The following is a 17831-nucleotide window of genomic DNA, read 5'->3' as shown; positions in this document are numbered from 1 at the left end:
ACGGCGGCGCGGGCCGCCGCGGGGCCGCCGCCGGACGGCACCGGGGGCATGGGCGCGCCACCGTGGGCCTCGGGCCCGGGGACGTACCCCATGGCGGGCGTGCCGGCGCCGCCCGAGAACTGGACGCCGCGCTCGAGGCGGTCGAGGCGGGCCATGACGGAGCGCTCGTCGCCGTAGGCCGCCGGGAGCAGCACGCGCGCGCAGATGAGCTCCAGTTGGAGGCGGGGCGAGGTGGCGCCGCGCATCTCGGTCAGGCCCTCGTTGACGAGGTCGGCGGCGCGGCTCAGCTCGGCCGCGCCGAAGGTGGAAGCCTGGGCCTGCATGCGCTCCAGGACGTCGGCCGGGGCGTCGATGAGGCCCTTGTCCACCGCGTCGGGCACGGCGGCGAGGATCACCAGGTCCCGCAGCCGCTCCAGCAGGTCGGCGACGAAGCGGCGCGGGTCGTTGCCGCCCTCGATGACACGGTCGACCACCTCGAACGCGGCCGCACCGTCACCCGTGGCGAAGGCCTCGACCACGGAGTCGAGAAGCGAGCCGTCGGTGTAGCCGAGGAGGGAGGTGGCCATGGCATACGTCACACCCTCCGCTCCGGCGCCGGCGAGCAGCTGGTCCATGACGGACATGGAGTCACGCACGGAGCCCGCCCCGGCGCGCACGACGAGGGGCAGCACGCCGTCCTCGACGGGGATGTCCTCCCGCCGGCACACCTCGGCGAGGTAGTCCCGGAGGGTGCCGGGCGGCACGAGCCGGAAGGGGTAGTGATGGGTCCGCGACCGGATCGTCCCGATGACCTTCTCGGGCTCGGTCGTGGCAAAGATGAACTTCAGATGCTCCGGCGGCTCCTCGACGACCTTCAGCAGCGCGTTGAAGCCGGCCGACGTGACCATGTGGGCCTCGTCGATGATGTAGATCTTGTACCGGCTGCCGGCGGGCCCGAAGAAGGCCTTCTCGCGCAGCTCACGGGCGTCGTCCACGCCACCGTGGGAGGCGGCGTCGATCTCGATGACGTCGATCGAGCCCGGTCCGTTGCGCGCCAGGTCCCGGCACGACTGGCACTCTCCGCACGGGGTCGGAGTGGGACCCTGCTCACAGTTCAGGCAGCGGGCGAGGATGCGGGCGCTGGTCGTCTTGCCGCAGCCGCGCGGGCCGCTGAACAGGTACGCGTGATTGACCCGGTTGTTCCGCAGCGCCTGCTGCAGCGGGTCGGTGACATGCTCCTGCCCGATGACCTCGGCAAAGGTCTCCGGGCGATAGCGGCGGTACAGCGCGAGAGACGACACGCTTACGAGGTTATAGGCGCCCACTGACAACCGGTCCCGCCCTCCGGGGCGCCCGGGAACGCAAGCGCCCCCCACGCACCCGCCAGAGCCGACCTACCCTTGCTGCCTTCCGGCCCTGGGGGAGTTCAGTCAGATAGCGCCGCGTGAGGGGCTGTGCCCAACAGTACCCGATCGCGGCCGACGGTCTGTACCCGATGCGGGCCTGCGGGAACGGGTTCGCAAGCACTGCCCTCGGTCATGTAATGTTTCCGGCGGAGGATTCGCCTAGAGGCCTAGGGCGCACGCTTGGAAAGCGTGTTGGGGGCAACCCCTCACGAGTTCGAATCTCGTATCCTCCGCCAGTGCCTCACCGGGCACGATGTCGAAGGGCCCCACCGCGAGGTGGGGCCCTTCGACGTTGTCCTCAGACCTCGTTGTCCTGGTTTTTGTCCACAGCGGGTGTCTCGGAGCGCCCCCGGATGGCTTCGGCGCTCTTCCGAGCCGCGTCCTTGAGCATGGCGTCCGGTCCCGTGCCCCTGGCCGCACCGGTCGACGGACGGGATCAGGGCAACGGATCCGCCGGACGGCGGCGCAGCGGACGGGTCGCCGCCCGGCGGCGCCGCCCTGCCCGGGGGAACAGGGCGTGGCGCGGAGGCGGGGTGTGCGCTCCCGTCCTCCTCAGCGCGGTCGCGGGGCGGCCGCGAGCAGGGAACGGGCCACGATCAGCCGCATGATCTCGTTGGTGCCCTCCAGGATCTGATGCACCCGCAGGTCGCGCACGATCTTCTCGATGCCGTACTCGGTCAGGTAGCCGTAGCCGCCGTGCAGTTGGAGCGCGCCGTCGGCGGCCGCGAAGCCCGCGTCGGTCGCCACCCGCTTGGCCATCGCGCACAGGGTGACCGCGTTCGCGTCGTCGGCGTCCAGCGCGGCCGCGGCACGCCACAGCAGGGCGCGGGCGGCCTCGAGCTCGGTGGCCAGGTCGGCCAGCCGGAACTGCAGGGCCTGCGAATCGATCAGCGGCTTGCCGAAGGCCTCCCGCTCGCGCAGGTAGGCGACGGTGCGCTCCAGGGCGGCCGCACCGCCGCCGAGCGAGCAGGCGCCGATGTTCAGCCGCCCGCTGTTCAGGCCCGTCATCGCGATACGGAAGCCGCGGCCCTCGCCGCCGAGCAGGTTGGCCGCCGGCACCCGCACGTCGCGCAGCACGACCTGGCGGGTGGGCTGCGCGTGCCAGCCCATCTTGCGTTCCTCGGGGCCGAAGGACAGACCCGGGGTGCCGTCCTCGACCAGCAGGGCCGAGATGCCGTCGGCGCCGGGCCCGCCGGTGCGGGCCATGACGAGGTAGACGTCCGAGGTCCCGGCGCCCGAGATGAACTGCTTGACGCCGTTCAGCACGTACGCGTCGCCGTCGCGCACCGCGGTGGTGCGCAGGGCCGCGGCGTCCGAGCCGCAGCCCGGTTCGGTCAGGCAGTAACTGGCCAGGAACTGCAGGGAACACAGGTGGGGCAGGAAGCGGTCGCGCTGCCGGGTGTCGCCGAAGGTGTCGATCATCGTGGCGACCATGTTGTGGATGGACAGGTACGCCGCCACGGCCGGGCAGCCCGTGGACAGCCCCTCGAAGACGAGGGTTCCGGCCAGCCGGGACAGGCCGGAGCCCCCCGCGTCCTCCCGCACGGTGATGCCGCCCATGCCGAGCTGGGCGGCCTTGCGCAAGGTGTCGACGGGAAAGTGGTTCGTCTCGTCCCACTCCACCGCGCACGGAGCCAGATGCTCGTCCGCGAAGTCCCGCGCGGTACGGGCTATGTCCTGGAGCTCGTCGGTCAGGGTGAACATCTTCTCCTCGTTTTCCGTGGTGACGGATCGAACGCGGCGGCGCGCGCTCCCGGCTCAGCCGCCCTGCGGCACCGCGTCGACGAGTGACTGGTCGATGCCGAGGTCGTCGAGCAGCAGTTGCAGCGGACCGGTGTCGCGGCGCGGGGCCGGGCGGCCGGCGGCCCACTCGGCCAGTTGCCCGGGCTCGATCCGCAGGCCGCCGACCGCGGCCACCTCGACCCAGGGGTCGGTGTCCGCGGCCCGGAACGCGGCCAGCCCGCTGATCAGCGCATCGCGGAACAGCGTGCGTTCGCAGTCGTCCAGCGAGCGGTAGAGCGATCCGGCGAGTTCGCGGAACACGACGGCGTGTCCGCTCTCGTCGCGCCGGTGCATGTCCACGGTGATCCGGTTCATCGGCTGGATGTCCCGCGCGGTGGCCAGGGTGGACAGGAAGCCGCTGATGGTGGTCTCGGCGGCCAGGGAGAAGGCGATCTCGACCAGGTCGCGCTCGAAGCCCGAGCGGCCCTCGCGGGCCCGGTCGAGGCCCTGGACCACCGCCCAGCCACGCGGGTCGAAGGCCAGGCCGCCCAGGTCGCGCCGGCGCTTGGTGACGCCGACCGCGTTGTGGCACATCAGGATGTGGAAGTGCTCGTCGACGATGGTCTGGTGCAGTGCGGTGTAGGACACGTCGTCGCGTCGTACCGGTATGCGCTCCTCCAGCATCAGCCGGCAGGCCGGCAGGATGATCTCGTTCTCGATCGCCGCCGTCTTGGCGTTGTACGCGATCCACGCGGCGGCGAGTACGCGTCGGCGGGCCTGCCGGTCGAGCGGCTCGAGGCCGGGGAGCGCGAGCACCGGCACGAGGTGCTCGGGGAAGTCCGGCAGGTCCGGGTCGAAGTGGCCGTCGAGGTCGAGTTCGTCCTTCTTCACCGCGACGCGGCGGCCCCAGCGCAGGGTGAGCTGGGCCAGCAGGTCGCGCTCGTAGCTCGGTCGTTGCGTAGGGGTGTCGGTGGACATGCGATGTCAGCCTCGATGCTGCGGGTCGGCGGAAGGGGTGGCCGCGGCGGTGCCCGGCGCCGGATCGTCGGCGTCGGGCACCAGGCCGGGGTGGACAGGCAGGGCGAGCCGATCGAGGCGCGCCTGCCAGCGCCCTGCTTCGGCCGACGAGTCCGGGGGTGGTGGGAGCTCGCCGGCCGGGTTCAGCCAGCCGGCGACCGGCCGGATGCCGTGCAGGGCGTTGACCGCCCACACGGGCACACCGGCGAGGTCCGCCGCGGTGGCCGTCTCGAAGACCACCGGGTGGCCGGCTTCGGCCACTTCGGCGGTCAGGAGCGCCCGCGTCACTCCGGGCAGCAGGTCGGGCCCGGGTGGCGGGAGACAGAGGGTGGGACCGCGCCACCAGACGAGGCTGGTGGTGCCGCCCTCACGGACGTGTCCGGACGGGGACAGCAGGAGCGGCTCGTCGCCGCCCGCTGCCCGGGCGGCCTCGCGCAGCCGCGCGAGCAGGTCGAGATCCGGTCCTTTGGCCCACGGCAGTGCACGGGGGTCCGCCATGCCGGGGTGCCAGAGCACCACCGGCCCACCGCGCGGCGGCGCGGGGCGCAGCCACAGGATCAGGCGCGTCCCGTGCGCGCCGGGCCGGGCCTCCACCCGGGGGAACCAGCGCCCCCGGGGCGGCAGCAGGCCCACGGCCGCGCGCAGAAAGCCGGTGACCTGGCCGGGCGGTACGCCGAGCAGCCGGCCGCAGGTGTCCCGGAACCTGCGCGCGTGGTCCGGCAGCGCCCGTACCCGGCCGTCCTCGACCAGCCACGAGTCGGCGACGAGCGAGGGGGAGGTGGCCGGCGCCGGGTCCGCGGCCGGCTCGGGCAGCAGGGCGCCGTGCGGACCGGCGGCCGGGTCCCAGACGTAGCGGCCGGTCCGGGCCGGGGTGGAGGTGCTCATCGGGCCGCGGTGCCCGCCTCGGCCGGGAGCGGCGCACGGTAGGCGCGCAGCGGGGCGTCGGCCTTGAGGATCATCTCCTGGTACTCGTCGTGCGGATCGGAGTCGAGCACGATCGCACCTCCCGCGCCGATGCTCAGGTCGTCGCCGTTGCGCACGGCGGTGCGGATGACGATGTTGAGATCGGTGCCGCCGGACAGCCCGAAGTAGCCGAGGGTGCCGGAGTAGACCCCGCGGGCCTCGGTCTCCAGGCGGTCGATGATCTCCATGGTGCGCAGCTTGGGCGCGCCGGTCATGGAGCCGCCGGGGAAGCAGCGCCGTACGCAGTCGACCGCGCCGACGGAGGGACGCAGCCGCCCCTTGACGGTGGAGACGAGCTGATGCACCGTCTGATAGCTCTCGACGGCCATGTACGGGTCGACGTGCACGCTGCCGACCTCGCACACCTGGCCGAGGTCGTTGCGCAGCAGGTCGACGATCATCAGGTTCTCCGCCTGCGTCTTCGCACTGGCCCTGAGTTCGGCGGCCAGCGCGGCGTCCCGCTCGGGGTCGGCGTCGCGCGGGGCGGTGCCCTTGATCGGCTTGCTCTCCACCCGCCCGTCCCGCTCGATCCGCAGGAAGCGCTCCGGTGAGGAGCAGAACACCGTCACTCCGTCGATGCGCAGGAACGCGGAGTACGGCGCCGGGTTCAGCCGTCGCAGCCGGCGGTAGAACTCCGTGTCGTCGTCGTCGAAGGGCAGATGCAACTTGTCGGTCAGGCAGATCTCGTAGCTCTCGCCGCGGATCAGCTGGCGCTGCGCGGCGCGGACGTCGTCCTCGTACCCGGCCTGTCCGCGCACCAGGTGCTCGGCGGGGTCGGGTGCCGGGGCCGCGTCCGTCCGGTCCGGCACCGGTGCCGGGCGCAGCTGCACCAGGCGGGTGGCGGTGCGCTCGACCCACGCGCGGGCCTCGTCCTCGGTCCGCTCGTCGTAGAGCGCCAGCACGTAGGTGCGGTTCTCCAGGTGGTCGATCGCGACCAGCCGGTCGGCGAGCATCCAGGCGGCGTCCGGGGTGTCGGCGGAGTGCCGGGCACTCGCGCCGCACTCGGCCTTCAGCTCGTACCCGAAGTAGCCCACGTAGCCACCGGTCAGGTCGAACGGCAGCGAGCCCGGATCGACCGCGCGCTCGCGCAGCCGCGCCTGCAGCACGTCGAACACGCTGCCGCTGAGCACGCGGACGCCAGCGGCGTCGCGCGCCTTGACCGCCGCGGCGCCGACCCGGTACGTGAGCACCTCGCTGAGCGGCCCGCCGGCGTCGCCCAGGAACGAGAAGCGCGACAGTCCCGCCTCCACCCGGCTGCTGTCGAGCCAGAAGCTGTCCGGGCTGTCGGCGAACAGTTCCAGGAACACCGCCTCGCTGTCGACCGCTTCGGGCAGGTCGGTGCTCAGGATCCGCAGTCGCCCGGCCGGGGCGGACCCGGTGGCCAGAGGCTCTGCGTCGGCCGTCGCCCGCGCCGCCGGCGGCTGCTCACCGGCGCGGGCGCGCGTGGCCGCGGTACGGCGGGTCAGCTCGGTAAAGTTGGCGACGAGTTCCCGTCCGAACTCCGAGGCGATCGACTCCGGGTGGAACTGCACGCCCCAGCGCGGAAGGTCGCGGTGGCGCAGCGCCATGATCACACCGTCCTCGGAGCGGGCGGTGGCGATCAGGGTGTCGGGCAGCGGGTCCTGGACGCACAGCGAGTGGTAGCGCACCGCCGTGAACTCGGTGGGGATGCCCGCGAAGAGTTCGTCGTCGCTGTGCTTGACCCTGGTCAGATGGCCGTGCCGCGGCTCCGGGGCGGAGGAGACGGTGCCGCCGGCCAGGTGCGCGATGGCCTGGTGGCCCAGGCACACGCCGAGCACCGGCAGGCTGGTGCGCCGCAGCAGGTCTCCGACGTGTCCGAGGTCGCGGCCGTTCTGCGGCCGGCCGGGTCCCGGTGAGACGACGATGTTGTGGAACCCGTCCAGCGGCATCGTGTCGAGGGCGGGGTCGTCGTTGACGACCACCACCGGGTCGGCGCCGGTGACCTGGGAGATCAGCTGGAAGAGATTGAAGCTGTACGAGTCGTGGTTGTCGACTAGCAGGGTGCGCACTCGAATACTCCTGGTTCAAGGGCGTTCGGCAGCCGGTCGGGCTCGCCTCGGAAGGTCGGGTGGGGGGCGCCGCCGCTGCTCGACGCGGTCGGCGGTCGAGCGCGCCGCGGGCCGGCGCGTGCGAGGTGGTGAACGCGCGTGCTCGTCCTGACCGTTGGGGACGGTGGTCATGTCGCCGGTGCCGACCGCACACCGCTCGCCCGACCGGCGGGCACGAAGCCCTGGCCGGTGTGGCGGCTCGGGTCGTCCGGGGCCTTGGGCGCACGGCGGTGTGCGCGAAGGGGGACCGGGGCGGCACCCGCCCGGCCGTCGGGTTCAGGGGCCGGCGGTGGGCCGGCCGTCCGGCGGTTGCCGGGTTCTCAGGCGAGCTGGACGGTGGCCTGCAGGGTGGCAAGCACCTGGCCCTCGGGTGAGGCGGCGGTCACCCCGACCCGCACCCGGTTGCCGGGCAGCTTCTCCTCGACGGTCCCGGACAGCCGGAAGACCGCTCCTGTCTCGTCGTCCGGGACCGGGACCGGCCGGGCCAAGCGGATGCGGTGCTCCACCAGGGCGCCCGGGTCGCCGGTCCACCCGTTGACGATCTCCAGCACCTTGCCGAGTGTGAAGGGCCCGTGCATGATCACGTCGGGCAGTCCCACGGAGCGCGAGATCCGCTCGCTCCAGTGGGTGGCGGCGAAGTCCAGCCGCATGGTCTGGCCGCCGAACAGCAGCAGCGCGAGGCGGTCGACCGTGACCTCCTTGGCCGGCAGCTCCTGTCCGACACTGGTGTCCTCGTAGCGCAGCCTGGTGGTCATGCCACACCCTCCCGCTCGGTTCCGGCGGCCGGATCGAAGGTGTCCGCATGGGAGATGACGAACTTGTAGCCCGTGCTGCACACCGGTTCGCCGTCCTCGGTGGCGATCTCGTTGTGGATGTGGATGATGTCGCGCTGCCGGCTGATCTCGGTGATGTCCGCGACGGTCGAGGTCAGCGTGAGCCGGTCGCCGAGGCGGACCGGGCGGTGCGAGACCGTGTGCAGGTCGGCCAGCAGCAGGTTGGCGCCGGGCTTGCGCCCGAGGTCGGGTTCGTACATCGGCCAGGCCCACACCATGCGGAACCACAGCCGCGAGGCGAACGCGGGTGGCGCGATCGGCGCGGGATGCCCGAGCGAACGGGCCGCCTCCGGGTCCCGGTACACCGCGAGCGGTTCCTCGAACTGGGCCGCCGCGTCGCGCAACGTGTCCTCGGTGACCACCAGGACGGCTTCCGATTTGGTACTGCGGCCGATGACCGCGCGATTCAGCGGCATGATCGAACCACCTTTCCTCCCCGCGTGGTTCGGGGTTCCCCCGTGATTGGAGACGCGCCCCAGAAAGAATTGACGACTCTTTTACTTCCGCCGTCTCATACGTCACTGCGCGTCCGATCGGCGCCGATCAGGCACCCGATCGGTTCCGGACACAATGATTCAGGGGTGACAAACGACTGACAACGGCAGGCTTGTGAGCGCACATATAGTGGGTGCCGTTGGGGTGCGCACGTATCCCCACCGTCAGAAACGGACGGCATCATGGAGACGAAACGGACTCAATTATTCCGTTAACAGGTCATCCGAAACCGGGGGAAACAATGAATCAGAAGCGGCCAACCGACCGCGATTATCAGGAGCTTCTCCGGAGGTATCGCGCAAAGGGCACCCGCGAGTTAATCGGGCTACCGCCCCGTATCTCCACACGACGTTCACGCGGCGCACACCTTCGCCAATCCGACATGGACGAGGCACTTCGAGGTGGTACGGGCACGTATCAGAAACTGGAGAACGGCGTCCTGGCGCCGTCACCCGAACTCTTCCTGCGGGTCGCCAGGATCCTGCACTTCAGCGACCACCATCTGCGCATCGCTCATCTGGACCTCTTCAGGACCGATCCGGTGCTGCCGACGGCGCCCGTCTCCCCGCACTGGCAGCGCTGGGCCGGCAGCCACACGGAGATGGCCTACGTCTGCTCGCCGGCCGGTGACGTCATCGCGGCCAACGACGCCTTCACGCAGATGTTCCCGTCCGGCGGGCCGCCGGCGAACATGACGGAGTGGGCGCTGCTGTCCGCCGAGGCCCGTGACGAGGTCCTGCTGGACTGGGAGCGGGACTGGGCACCCCACCTCCTGGCGGACCTGCGTCTCGCTCTCGCCCGGCACCCGGACCACCCGGACCTGCAGAAACTGCGGGACGACGTCCGCAACCACCCGCGTACGCGGCACATCGAGGACGCGCCCGGCGGTTTCGGGGACGAGCCGCGCCGACTGCGCCACGCGGGACGCGGAGTGGTCACGGTCCGCCTGCTGGCGTCGCACACGAGGGACGTCACGGCCGTGACGCTTCTCTCGGAGGCCCCCGCCCGCTGACCGCCCCCAGGCCTCTCAGAGCGCCCCGGCCACCGCCCCGGCACCGACAGGACCGAACGTGTGCTCCGGGTCGACCAGGCCGGGGAGCTTGGCCTCGGTCTCCGGGTCGGCCGGCAGGCAGGTGAACAGCTTCACCCCCGGGGACTGCAGTGCGGCAAGCCGCACGTAGTCCACGGCCAGCCGGCCGAGCCGAGGGTGGTCGAACTCCCAGCGGGCGGAGCCGAAGTCGGCCACACGGTGCTCGTCCCACAACTCGCGGAACTCCTCGCTGACGCCGTACAGCTCGTTGCTCAGCTGCTCGAAACGCGGGTCGCCGAGGTTGCGGGCGGCGTCCGCGCGGAACTGGGCGAGCAGCCCGGAGGCCTGCGCGCGCCAGTCCACCAGCAGGCCGCGGGTCTCCGGGTCGGTGAACACCATGCGGATGATGTTGCGTTGGGGGCCGGCCAGCCGGGCGGGATCACCGATCAGCCCGGCCTCGGCCGCGTTCCAGGCCAGCAGGTCCCAGCTCGGTCCGATGAGATACGTCGGGTTCGGGTTGAGCGCGTCCACCAGGCGCTGCAGTTCGGGGCTCGGTGCGTCGGCGGCCTTCTGGCGCACGACGCCCTGCTGGTCGGCGAGCGTGTACATGTACCGCTTCTCGGCCGTCGTCAGGCGCAGTGCGCGCGCCAGGCTGTCGAGCACCTGCCTGCTGACCGTGATGTCCCGTGCCTGTTCGAGCCAGGTGTACCAGGTCACGCTCACCCCGGACAGCTGCGCGACCTCTTCTCGCCGCAGCCCCGGAGTGCGCCTGCGGGGCCCCGGTTCGATCCCGACGTCACGCGGTGAGATCTGCCCGCGCCGGGCGCGGAGGAAGTCTGCGAGCTCCTGCCGCTGCGCCGTGTTGTCCATCCCATCCCCCGGTACGGACGTAGCCGTCGATGCTGGTGCCGCCACCACTAGCATATCCGCGCCCATGTGAAGCGGCCGAAGTCGATGCAACGCTGGGCGACATGACGCACCGTAAGACCGACGCGGCCGCCCACGGACCGACGAGCGCGCCGCACTCGACCGAGGGGCGGGCCACCCCGGCGGAGTCGGCCGCCACCTCGCCCTGGCGGGCGCTGCCGGTCATCCTCGTCGGCAGTTTCATGGCCATCCTCGACACCTTCATCGTGCTGGTCGCCGCCCCCGCCATCCAGACCGACCTGCACGCCTCCGACGGCCAGATCCAGTTGATCGTCGCCGGATACCAGATCACCTACGCCGTGGCCCTGATCACCGGGGCCCGGCTCGGCGACACGTTCGGCCGCAAGCGGCTGTTCATGATCGGCATGGCCCTGTTCACCCTCACCTCGGTCGCCTGCGCCCTGGCGCCGACCGCCGGGGTGCTCATCGGGGCGCGCCTCGCGCAGGGCCTGAGCGCGGCGCTGATGTTCCCGCAGGTCTTCTCGATGATCCAGGTGCTGATTCCGGCGCAGCAGCGGCACCGCGCGTTCGGCGCGCTCGGCTCGGTGATCGGCGTGTCGACGATCCTCGGCCAGTTGGTGGGTGGCCTGCTGATCGCGGCGAACCTGTTCGGCACCACCTGGCGCCCGGTGTTCTGGGTGAACGTCCCGATCGGTCTGATCACGCTGGCGCTGGCGGCGCGGAGGGTGCCCGAGAGCCGCGCACCGCAGGCCCGTTCGCTGGACCTGCCCGGCCTGGCGGTGCTCACGGTGGCGCTGTTCCTCCTGGTCATCCCGCTGGTGGAGGGGCGCGACGCGGGCTGGCCGGCCTGGACCTGGGTCAGCCTCGCCGGCAGCGCGGTCGCGTTCGCGCTGTTCGTCGTGGTCGAGCGCCGGGTGGAACGGGCGGGCCGCGCCCCGCTGGTGTCCCTGCGGCTGTTCGCCGAGCGCCCGTTCGCGATCGGCATCACGCTCGTGGTCGTCGCCTACGCCGGCGTGAACTCCTTCTTCCTGATCCTCTCGCTGATGCTGCAGGACGGTCTCGGGATGTCCGCCCTGGGCGCGGGGCTCGAGTACACCCCGCTGGCGGTCGCCTTCTTCGCCACCAGCCTGCTGGCGGCACGCTGGACGCCGCGCTACGGCCGGCGCGTTCTGGAACTCGGCAGTGTGCTGGCCGCGACGGGCTTCCTCGCCACGCTGCTGATGGCCTTCGCCGAGGGCGGCCGGCTCTCGGCCGGCCCGCTGATCGCCCCGCTGACCCTGGTGGGCCTCGGCAACGGCCTGCTGCTCCCCCAGCTCCTGAACACGGTGCTCGGGCGGATCCGGCCGAGCGAGGTCGGCATGGCCTCCGGCGTCCTGTCCACCGGCCAGCAGGTCGGCGGTGCGGTGGGCGTCGCGGTCATCGGCGTGTTCTTCTTCGACGCCCTCACCCCGCACGGCAGCCGGGTGGCGCAGTACGCGCACGCCTTCGGCACGGCGGCGATCCTGAACCTGGTCATCGCGGCCGTCGCCACCGCGCTGCTGCTCGCCCTGCCCCGCCAGAAGCCGGCCGACGCCGCCTGACGCGCGCCGGGCTCCCTCGTTGTCCTGGGGTGTCCTGATTGTGTCCACGGAGGGTGTCTCGGGGACCCCCAGAGGGCTTCGGCGATCTTCCGGGCCACGTCGTTGACCATGGCGTCCGGCACATGGAGGTACCGCCCCGGTGGAGTCCGTGCCTGCGACGCGGGCGCAGGGGTCATGGTGCCGTCGGCCGGGCGTTGTGCCTTTGGAGGGGTGTGATGCCGAACCCCGTCGCGCGCCTTTCGCGTCCACGCCATTCTTGGACCTGGCGCCGAGACCTCGGCCCCGCCGCAAACTCCCGGTAGGACAAGGTGTATCCCGCGTGAAGTCCCGATCAACCCTGACGACATGGCTGGGCGGCCTCGACAGTTCTCGTCTGGCACGCGTGCTCGCAGCACGGAAGGACGCCATGGCCCCACCGGAGCCGCGCTCGGTGGGGGAGCTGGCCGACCGTCTTCAGCGCCCGGGATCGGTGGCGCGGGCTCTGCCACTGCTCGCGCTGCCGCACCTGCAGGTGGCCGAGGCGCTGGCGGCGCTGGGTGCGCCCGCGTCCCGTGATGCCCTGGCAGAGCTGCTGGGGGCGGTGGACGACGACCTCTCCCGTGAACTGGACGCCGTGCTGGACGTGCTGGCCGACCACGCCCTGGTCTGGCCGGACGGCGCCGGAAGGCTCCGCATGGCCGGACCGCTGCGGCAGGCCTGGGACGCGCCCCTGGGGCTGGATGCTCCGCTGGAGCACCTGCTCTCGGACGCGACCTCCGACGAGCTGCGCGGCATGCTGGCGGCGCTGGGCCTCGAACCACCGGGCACCAAGCAGCGGCGACTGGCCGCACTGGTGGAACACCACAGCGACGCGGAACGGGTTCTCTCGGTGGTCGCGAAAGCCCCCGCGGCCACCCGGAAGCTGCTGGAACGCCGCGCGGAGGGCGGGTCGGGGCAGCCGCGGTTCATCATGTTCGGCGGTCCCGGCCCCGAACCGGGCGCCGGGTGGGCCCTGGACCGTGGGCTCCTGATCCAGGACCGTTACGGCTACGGCCCGGCCCGCATGCCCGCCGAGGTGGCGCTCGCGCTGCGCGGGGCCGGCCGGCACGCTCCGTTCCAACCCGTCCCGCCTCCCGCGCGATCGGCGTCCGTCACCCCCAGGGAGGTGGACCACGAGGCAGCGGCCGCAGCCACGGCGTTCACGTCCCATGCCGTGGCGGTCCTGTCCACCTGCTCGGCGACCACGCCGGCCCTGCTGAAGTCCGGCGGGCTCGGAGCGCGTGAACTGGCCCGCATCGGCAAGGCCGCACAGGCCGACGACGCCGTCGTACGCCTTGCCCTCGAGACCGCGTACGCCGCCGGGCTCCTGGGCCGCGACGGCGGTCGCCTGGCGCCCACCGAGGCATACGACGCCTGGGCGGAACAGGAACCTCCGGAGCAGTTCGTCGTGCTGCTCCAGGCATGGCGCAACCTGCCGCTCACGCCGACACAGGCGCGTGACGAGGACGACAAGGCCCTTCCCGCCCTCGCCGGTGCGCCGCCCTGCGACGGCTGTGCGCAGGCCCGCCACGGGCTGCTGGCCGCGGCGGCGCGGCTTCCGGCGAGAAAGGGCGTGACCGTCTCCTCGGATCTGGGCCCCCTGATCGCCTGGCACCGGCCGCTCGCCCACCCGTCCCCCTCGGACGACACCGCGTTCGCCACGGTGATCCGTGAGGCCGAGATCCTGGGCGTGCTCGCCCGCGGCGCCCTGTCCGCCTTCGGCATCCACCTGTGGGCCGACGACACGGAGGGGCTGGAACTCGAGTCCCGACGGCTGCTGCCCTCGGCCACCGCGACGGCCCGGATCGGCGCCGACCTCACCGCCGTCGTCACCGGCACACCGTCCGCGCGACTGGCCTCGCTGCTGGACTCCCTCGCCGACCGCGAGACCACCGGCACGGCGTCGGTGTGGCGGTTCAGCCCCGGCAGCATCCGCCGGGCCCTCGATGCGGGGCACTCGCCGGACGAACTGGCCGCCGACCTGGCCGCCGTCGCCGCCGGGCCGCTGCCGCAGCCGTTGGCGTACCTGATCGCCGACACCGCACGCGGCCACGGGCGGGTGCGCGTCGCCCCCGCCGCCTGCGTCCTGCACGGCGACGAGCCCGCGCTCCTGGCGGAACTCGCCGCTCACCGCAGGCTCGCCAAGCTCGGGCTACGGCAGCTGGCGCCGACGGTGCTGATCAGCCGCAGCCCGATCGACACGACTCTCGCCGCGCTCCGGGACGCGGGATACGCCCCTGTCGCCGAGACGGCCGACGGCACGGTACGGATCGAGAGGACCCGGCCTCAGCGGGCGCCCGCTCCGCTACCGGCTCAGCGTGGCGGCCCCGCGAGGGGCAGCGGCCGGAGCGTTGCCGCAGGCGTGGCGGGAACACCCGCCCGAGTGGACCCGAACGTCCTGGCGGCGCGGCTGCTGAAGGCGCCTGTGTCGCCTCCCGAACCCGCGCCGCCGGCCGGGGGAGCGGCCTTCGCCACGGACACCGAGGAGATCGTCGCGGGGTGGGCGAAGCGCCTGCCGTACAGCGACGTCCGTCAGCTCGCCCATGCCATCGACACCGGTGAACCCGTCACCGTCGAGTACGTCGCCGCCTCGGGGAGCCGGACGGTACGCACTCTCAGCCGCCTCGTGCTCGACCCGCCCTACCTCGAAGCGTGGTGCCACCTGCGGGACGACGAGCGCGTTTTCACCCTCTCGCGATTGGAGAGCGTCATGAGCGCCACGTTCGAATGAGCGAACAGGAGGTGCGGCCTGCCCGAGACGTCCGGCGCCGGCGTGGGCCTCGATCCGCCCCGCACCACAGCGCGTAGGGCACCGCGCTCACCGAAGCCGGGGCGCTGCCGCACGCTGTGGGCTCGGGCAGGGCCGTGTCAGGCCGGTCCGAGACGCAGCGATGCCGCCACACCGGCATGATCGGACGGCCACAGTCCGCTGGGCGTCCGATCGCCCGGACGGTCTCCGATGACCTTGGCGACGGTCGCCGACAGCCGCGGGGGCGGCGTGTAGATCAGGATCACCCGCTTACGCAATGCATCACCCGTTCGGATCGGCCGGAGGCGGGCCCGACGTAGCCTCGTCCTGTGTCAGCCCCCCGTCTGCATCGCGTCGCCGTCCTCGTGCTCGAGGGTGCGAAGCCGCTCGATGTCGGAATTCCCGCGCAGGTCTTCACGACCCGGGCGAGCATGCCGTACGAGGTGCGGGTGTGCGGGGCGACGCCCGGTCTCGTGACCGGCGGCGACGGCCTCGCGTACTACGTCGCCCACGGCCTCGACGCACTGGCGTGGGCGGACATCGTCTTCGTCCCCGGTTACCGGTTCCCGGACCGTGACGACCCGCCGCAGGCCGTCGTCGACGCGCTGATCGCCGCCCACGACCGGGGCGCGCGGCTCGCCGCCATCTCCACCGGCGCCTTCGCGCTCGCCGCCACGGGCCTGCTCGACGGCAGGCGCGCCACGACGCACTGGCACTACACGCGGGCGCTGATGGCCAGGCATCCGCTCGTCCGGGTCGACGAGAACGTGCTGTTCGTGGACGAGGGCAGCGTCCTCACCTCGGCCGGCGCCGCGTCCGGCATCGACCTGTGCCTGCACATCCTGCGCGGCGACCTCGGCGTGGCCGCGTCCAACCACGCGGCCCGGCGTCTGGTGGCCGCCCCCTACCGCAGCGGCGGCCAGGCCCAGTACGTGCCGCGCAGCGTCCCCGAGCCGCTCGGCGAGCGGTTCGCCGCCACCCGCGAGTGGGCCCTGCACCGGCTCGGCGAGCCCCTCACCCTCGACACACTGGCGCGGCAGGCCGAGGTCTCGCCGCGCACGTTCTCCCGGCGCTTCGTCGAGGAGACCGGCTACACGCCGATGCAGTGGGTGATGCGCGCCCGCATCGACCTGGCCCGCGAGCTGCTGGAGCGCTCGCAGCGCAGCGTCGAGCAGATCGCCGCCGACGTCGGGCTCGGCACCGGTGCGAACCTGCGCCTGCACTTCCAGCGCATCCTCGGCACCACACCCAGCGAGTACCGGCGCACCTTCACCCGGGGTGAGTAGCCCGCCCGGGGCACGGCTGGCGGGATCCTTGTGAACCATGGCGATCCCGCCACTGTCGGCGGCGCGGGACGCGGGCGACCCTGGTGGCGAAGGGAAGGGACACCACTCATGACTCGCATCGCCATCAACGGATTCGGCCGCATCGGACGCAATGTGCTGCGCGCGCTGCTGGAGCGCGACAGCGCCCTCGAGATCGTCGCCGTGAACGACCTGACCGAGCCCGCCACGCTCGCCCGGCTGCTCGCCTACGACAGCACGGCCGGCCGTCTCGGACGCCCGGTGAGCGTCGACGGGGACGCCCTCGTCGTCGACGGCCGCCGGATCAGGGTGCTGGCCGAGCGGGAGCCGGCCGAGCTGCCGTGGGCCGAGCTCGGCGTCGACATCGTCCTGGAGGCCACCGGCCGCTTCACCTCCGCGAAGGCGGCCCGCGCCCACCTGGACGCGGGCGCGAAGAAGGTGCTCGTCAGCGCGCCGTCGGACGGCGCCGACGTCACCCTCGCCTTCGGGGTCAACACCGACGCCTACGACCCGGCGCTGCACACGATCGTCTCGAACGCCTCCTGCACCACCAACGCGCTCGCGCCGCTGGCCGCGGTCCTCGACGAACTCGCCGGTATCGAGCACGGGTTCATGACGACGGTGCACGCCTACACGCAGGAGCAGAACCTGCAGGACGGTCCGCACCGCGACGCCCGCCGCGCCCGGGCCGCCGGCGTCAACATCGTGCCGACCACCACCGGCGCGGCCAAGGCGATCGGCCTGGTGCTGCCGAACCTCGACGGCAAGCTGTCGGGCGACTCGATCCGCGTACCGGTGCCGGTGGGCTCGATCGTCGAGCTCAACACGACCGTCGCCCGCGACGTGACGCGCGACGACGTGCTGGCGGCGTACCGCGCCGCGGCGCAGGGGCCGCTCGCCGGCGTCCTCGAGTACTCGGAGGACCCGCTCGTGTCGTCCGACATCACGGGCAATCCCGCGTCGTCCATCTTCGACTCGGCCCTCACCCGCGTCGAAGGCCGCCACGTCAAGGTGGTCGCCTGGTACGACAACGAGTGGGGCTTCTCGAACCGCGTGATCGACACGCTGGAGCTCCTCGCCACGCGCTGACGCCGGGACGGGACACCGGCTGTCCCGTCGGGCCGGACGACGGCACCCCCGCGGCTGCGCCTCGGCCGAGGCCGGTCCGGGGCCACTCGTCCACCCGACGAACGGCGGCCGGTCCACGAACCGCTCGCCCCGGCGGACGAACACAGGCCGGTCCACGGACCGCTAGCCCCGCCGAGGAAGCCGCGCGCCTTCCTTCGGTCGCCGTACCGCCCTGGCACGGCGACCGTCAGGACGACTTCCGGAACCGCTCCACCAGGACGTGCCCGATGGGCGGCACGAGGCGCTGGCCCGGGACGGGCACGCCGAGAGCGGTGGCGAGGTCGGGGCCGTGGACGTCGACGACCGCCTCGACGAGTTCGGCGAGTGCGTCCACCGCGACGCGGGCCCGCCGCCACGCCGTCAGCCCGACGGCCAGGCCGAGCAGGGCGGCCGGCCACCAGAGGGCGCCGAGCAGCGTGTACAGCACCGCCCAGCCCGCGAGGAGCATCGTGCCGGCCAGGCGGTCGCGGGCCGACTGCACGGCGGCGCGGGAGGTGTCGGGGAGCACCAGCCAGAGCCGGGCCCAGCAGACCGCGAGGTCGAGGCCGTACTCGTGCCAGATCCGGGAATCGGCCGACCGCATGCGGTCGGCCATCCAGGTGGGGTGGCGCGGCCGCTCCAGACCCATGCGGTTGCGCCGGGCCGTGAGC

Annotated in this window: 14 protein-coding genes, 1 tRNA gene, 1 other RNA gene and 1 pseudogene; 6 read left to right on the top strand and 11 right to left on the bottom strand. The window is 72.6% G+C overall.

All coding sequences use genetic code 11. The features are described from left to right. Together ACLU3S_RS27985 and ffs are read right to left on the bottom strand one after the other, a co-directional pair. A partial coding sequence (locus ACLU3S_RS27985; protein ID WP_413954735.1) for a DNA polymerase III subunit gamma and tau occupies positions 1-1280 on the bottom strand: 1280 nt, incomplete at its 3' end. Positions 1281-1337: 57 nt separating this feature from the next. Continuing rightward, positions 1338-1436, bottom strand: an RNA gene (gene ffs, locus ACLU3S_RS27980) — signal recognition particle sRNA small type. Between the two features lie 97 nt (positions 1437-1533). Here ffs and ACLU3S_RS27975 point away from each other — a divergent pair. Next, positions 1534-1621, top strand: a tRNA-Ser gene (locus ACLU3S_RS27975). A 316-nt stretch (positions 1622-1937) separates the two neighbouring features. Here ACLU3S_RS27975 and ACLU3S_RS27970 read toward each other — a convergent pair. The 6 genes from ACLU3S_RS27970 to ACLU3S_RS27945 all read right to left on the bottom strand — a co-directional run bounded on the left by ACLU3S_RS27970 (position 1938) and on the right by ACLU3S_RS27945 (position 8405). After that, a complete protein-coding gene (locus ACLU3S_RS27970; protein WP_413954734.1) occupies positions 1938-3089 on the bottom strand; it encodes an acyl-CoA dehydrogenase family protein in 1152 nt (383 codons plus the stop codon). A gap of 54 nt (positions 3090-3143) precedes the next feature. Continuing rightward, complete coding sequence (locus ACLU3S_RS27965) at positions 3144-4085, bottom strand: diiron oxygenase (protein WP_413954733.1); 942 nt, start codon at positions 4083-4085, stop codon at positions 3144-3146. A gap of 6 nt (positions 4086-4091) precedes the next feature. Continuing rightward, complete coding sequence (locus ACLU3S_RS27960) at positions 4092-5009, bottom strand: aminotransferase class IV (RefSeq protein ID WP_413954732.1); 918 nt, start codon at positions 5007-5009, stop codon at positions 4092-4094. After that, entirely contained in the window at positions 5006-7117 is a 2112-nt protein-coding gene (pabB, locus tag ACLU3S_RS27955; protein ID WP_413954731.1) for an aminodeoxychorismate synthase component I, read from the bottom strand. Before pabB ends, ACLU3S_RS27960 begins: the two co-directional genes overlap by 4 nt. A gap of 359 nt (positions 7118-7476) precedes the next feature. Continuing rightward, the gene (locus ACLU3S_RS27950; protein ID WP_413954730.1) at positions 7477-7911 is read right to left on the bottom strand and encodes a MaoC/PaaZ C-terminal domain-containing protein; all 435 of its coding nucleotides are present in this window, start codon (positions 7909-7911) and stop codon (positions 7477-7479) included. Then, entirely contained in the window at positions 7908-8405 is a 498-nt protein-coding gene (locus tag ACLU3S_RS27945) for a MaoC family dehydratase N-terminal domain-containing protein (RefSeq protein ID WP_413954729.1), read from the bottom strand. Before ACLU3S_RS27945 ends, ACLU3S_RS27950 begins: the two co-directional genes overlap by 4 nt. A 461-nt stretch (positions 8406-8866) precedes the next feature. Between ACLU3S_RS27945 and ACLU3S_RS27940 the strand changes: the two genes are divergently transcribed. Further along, positions 8867-9496: a sulfotransferase gene (locus ACLU3S_RS27940; RefSeq protein WP_413954728.1), complete on the top strand. Its 630-nt coding sequence runs from the start codon at positions 8867-8869 to the stop codon at positions 9494-9496. A gap of 15 nt (positions 9497-9511) precedes the next feature. Here ACLU3S_RS27940 and ACLU3S_RS27935 read toward each other — a convergent pair whose 3' ends face one another. Beyond that, positions 9512-10384 (bottom strand): helix-turn-helix transcriptional regulator, encoded by an 873-nt coding sequence (locus ACLU3S_RS27935; protein WP_413954727.1) that lies wholly within the window; start codon positions 10382-10384, stop codon positions 9512-9514. A gap of 101 nt (positions 10385-10485) precedes the next feature. On the opposite strand from ACLU3S_RS27935, the gene ACLU3S_RS27930 reads away from it, so the two are divergent. Together ACLU3S_RS27930 and ACLU3S_RS27925 are read left to right on the top strand one after the other, a co-directional pair. Next, entirely contained in the window at positions 10486-11982 is a 1497-nt protein-coding gene (locus tag ACLU3S_RS27930) for an MFS transporter (protein ID WP_413954726.1), read from the top strand. 319 nt (positions 11983-12301) lie between these two features. Further along, complete coding sequence (locus ACLU3S_RS27925) at positions 12302-14731, top strand: helicase C-terminal domain-containing protein (protein ID WP_413954725.1); 2430 nt, start codon at positions 12302-12304, stop codon at positions 14729-14731. A 137-nt stretch (positions 14732-14868) separates the two neighbouring features. On the opposite strand, the gene ACLU3S_RS27920 is transcribed toward ACLU3S_RS27925, so the two are convergent. Next, on the bottom strand, positions 14869-15015 hold the full coding sequence (locus ACLU3S_RS27920) for a hypothetical protein (RefSeq protein WP_413954724.1): 147 nt from the start codon (positions 15013-15015) through the stop codon (positions 14869-14871). Between the two features lie 63 nt (positions 15016-15078). On the opposite strand from ACLU3S_RS27920, the gene ACLU3S_RS27915 reads away from it, so the two are divergent. Then, the gene (locus ACLU3S_RS27915) at positions 15079-16035 is read left to right on the top strand and encodes a GlxA family transcriptional regulator (RefSeq protein WP_413954723.1); all 957 of its coding nucleotides are present in this window, start codon (positions 15079-15081) and stop codon (positions 16033-16035) included. Between the two features lie 108 nt (positions 16036-16143). Next, a complete protein-coding gene (gap, locus tag ACLU3S_RS27910) occupies positions 16144-17142 on the top strand; it encodes a type I glyceraldehyde-3-phosphate dehydrogenase (protein ID WP_413954722.1) in 999 nt (332 codons plus the stop codon). Positions 17143-17368: 226 nt separating this feature from the next. Here the strand turns inward: gap and ACLU3S_RS27905 are convergent. Then, positions 17369-17831 (bottom strand): annotated as a pseudogene (locus ACLU3S_RS27905) (hypothetical protein); the annotation flags it as partial.

The organism is Streptomyces sp. AF1A, from assembly GCF_047340315.1.
GTDB lineage: Bacteria > Actinomycetota > Actinomycetes > Streptomycetales > Streptomycetaceae > Streptomyces.
Note: the sequence above shows the minus strand (reverse complement) of the source record. Positions and strands in the feature narration are given on the sequence as shown.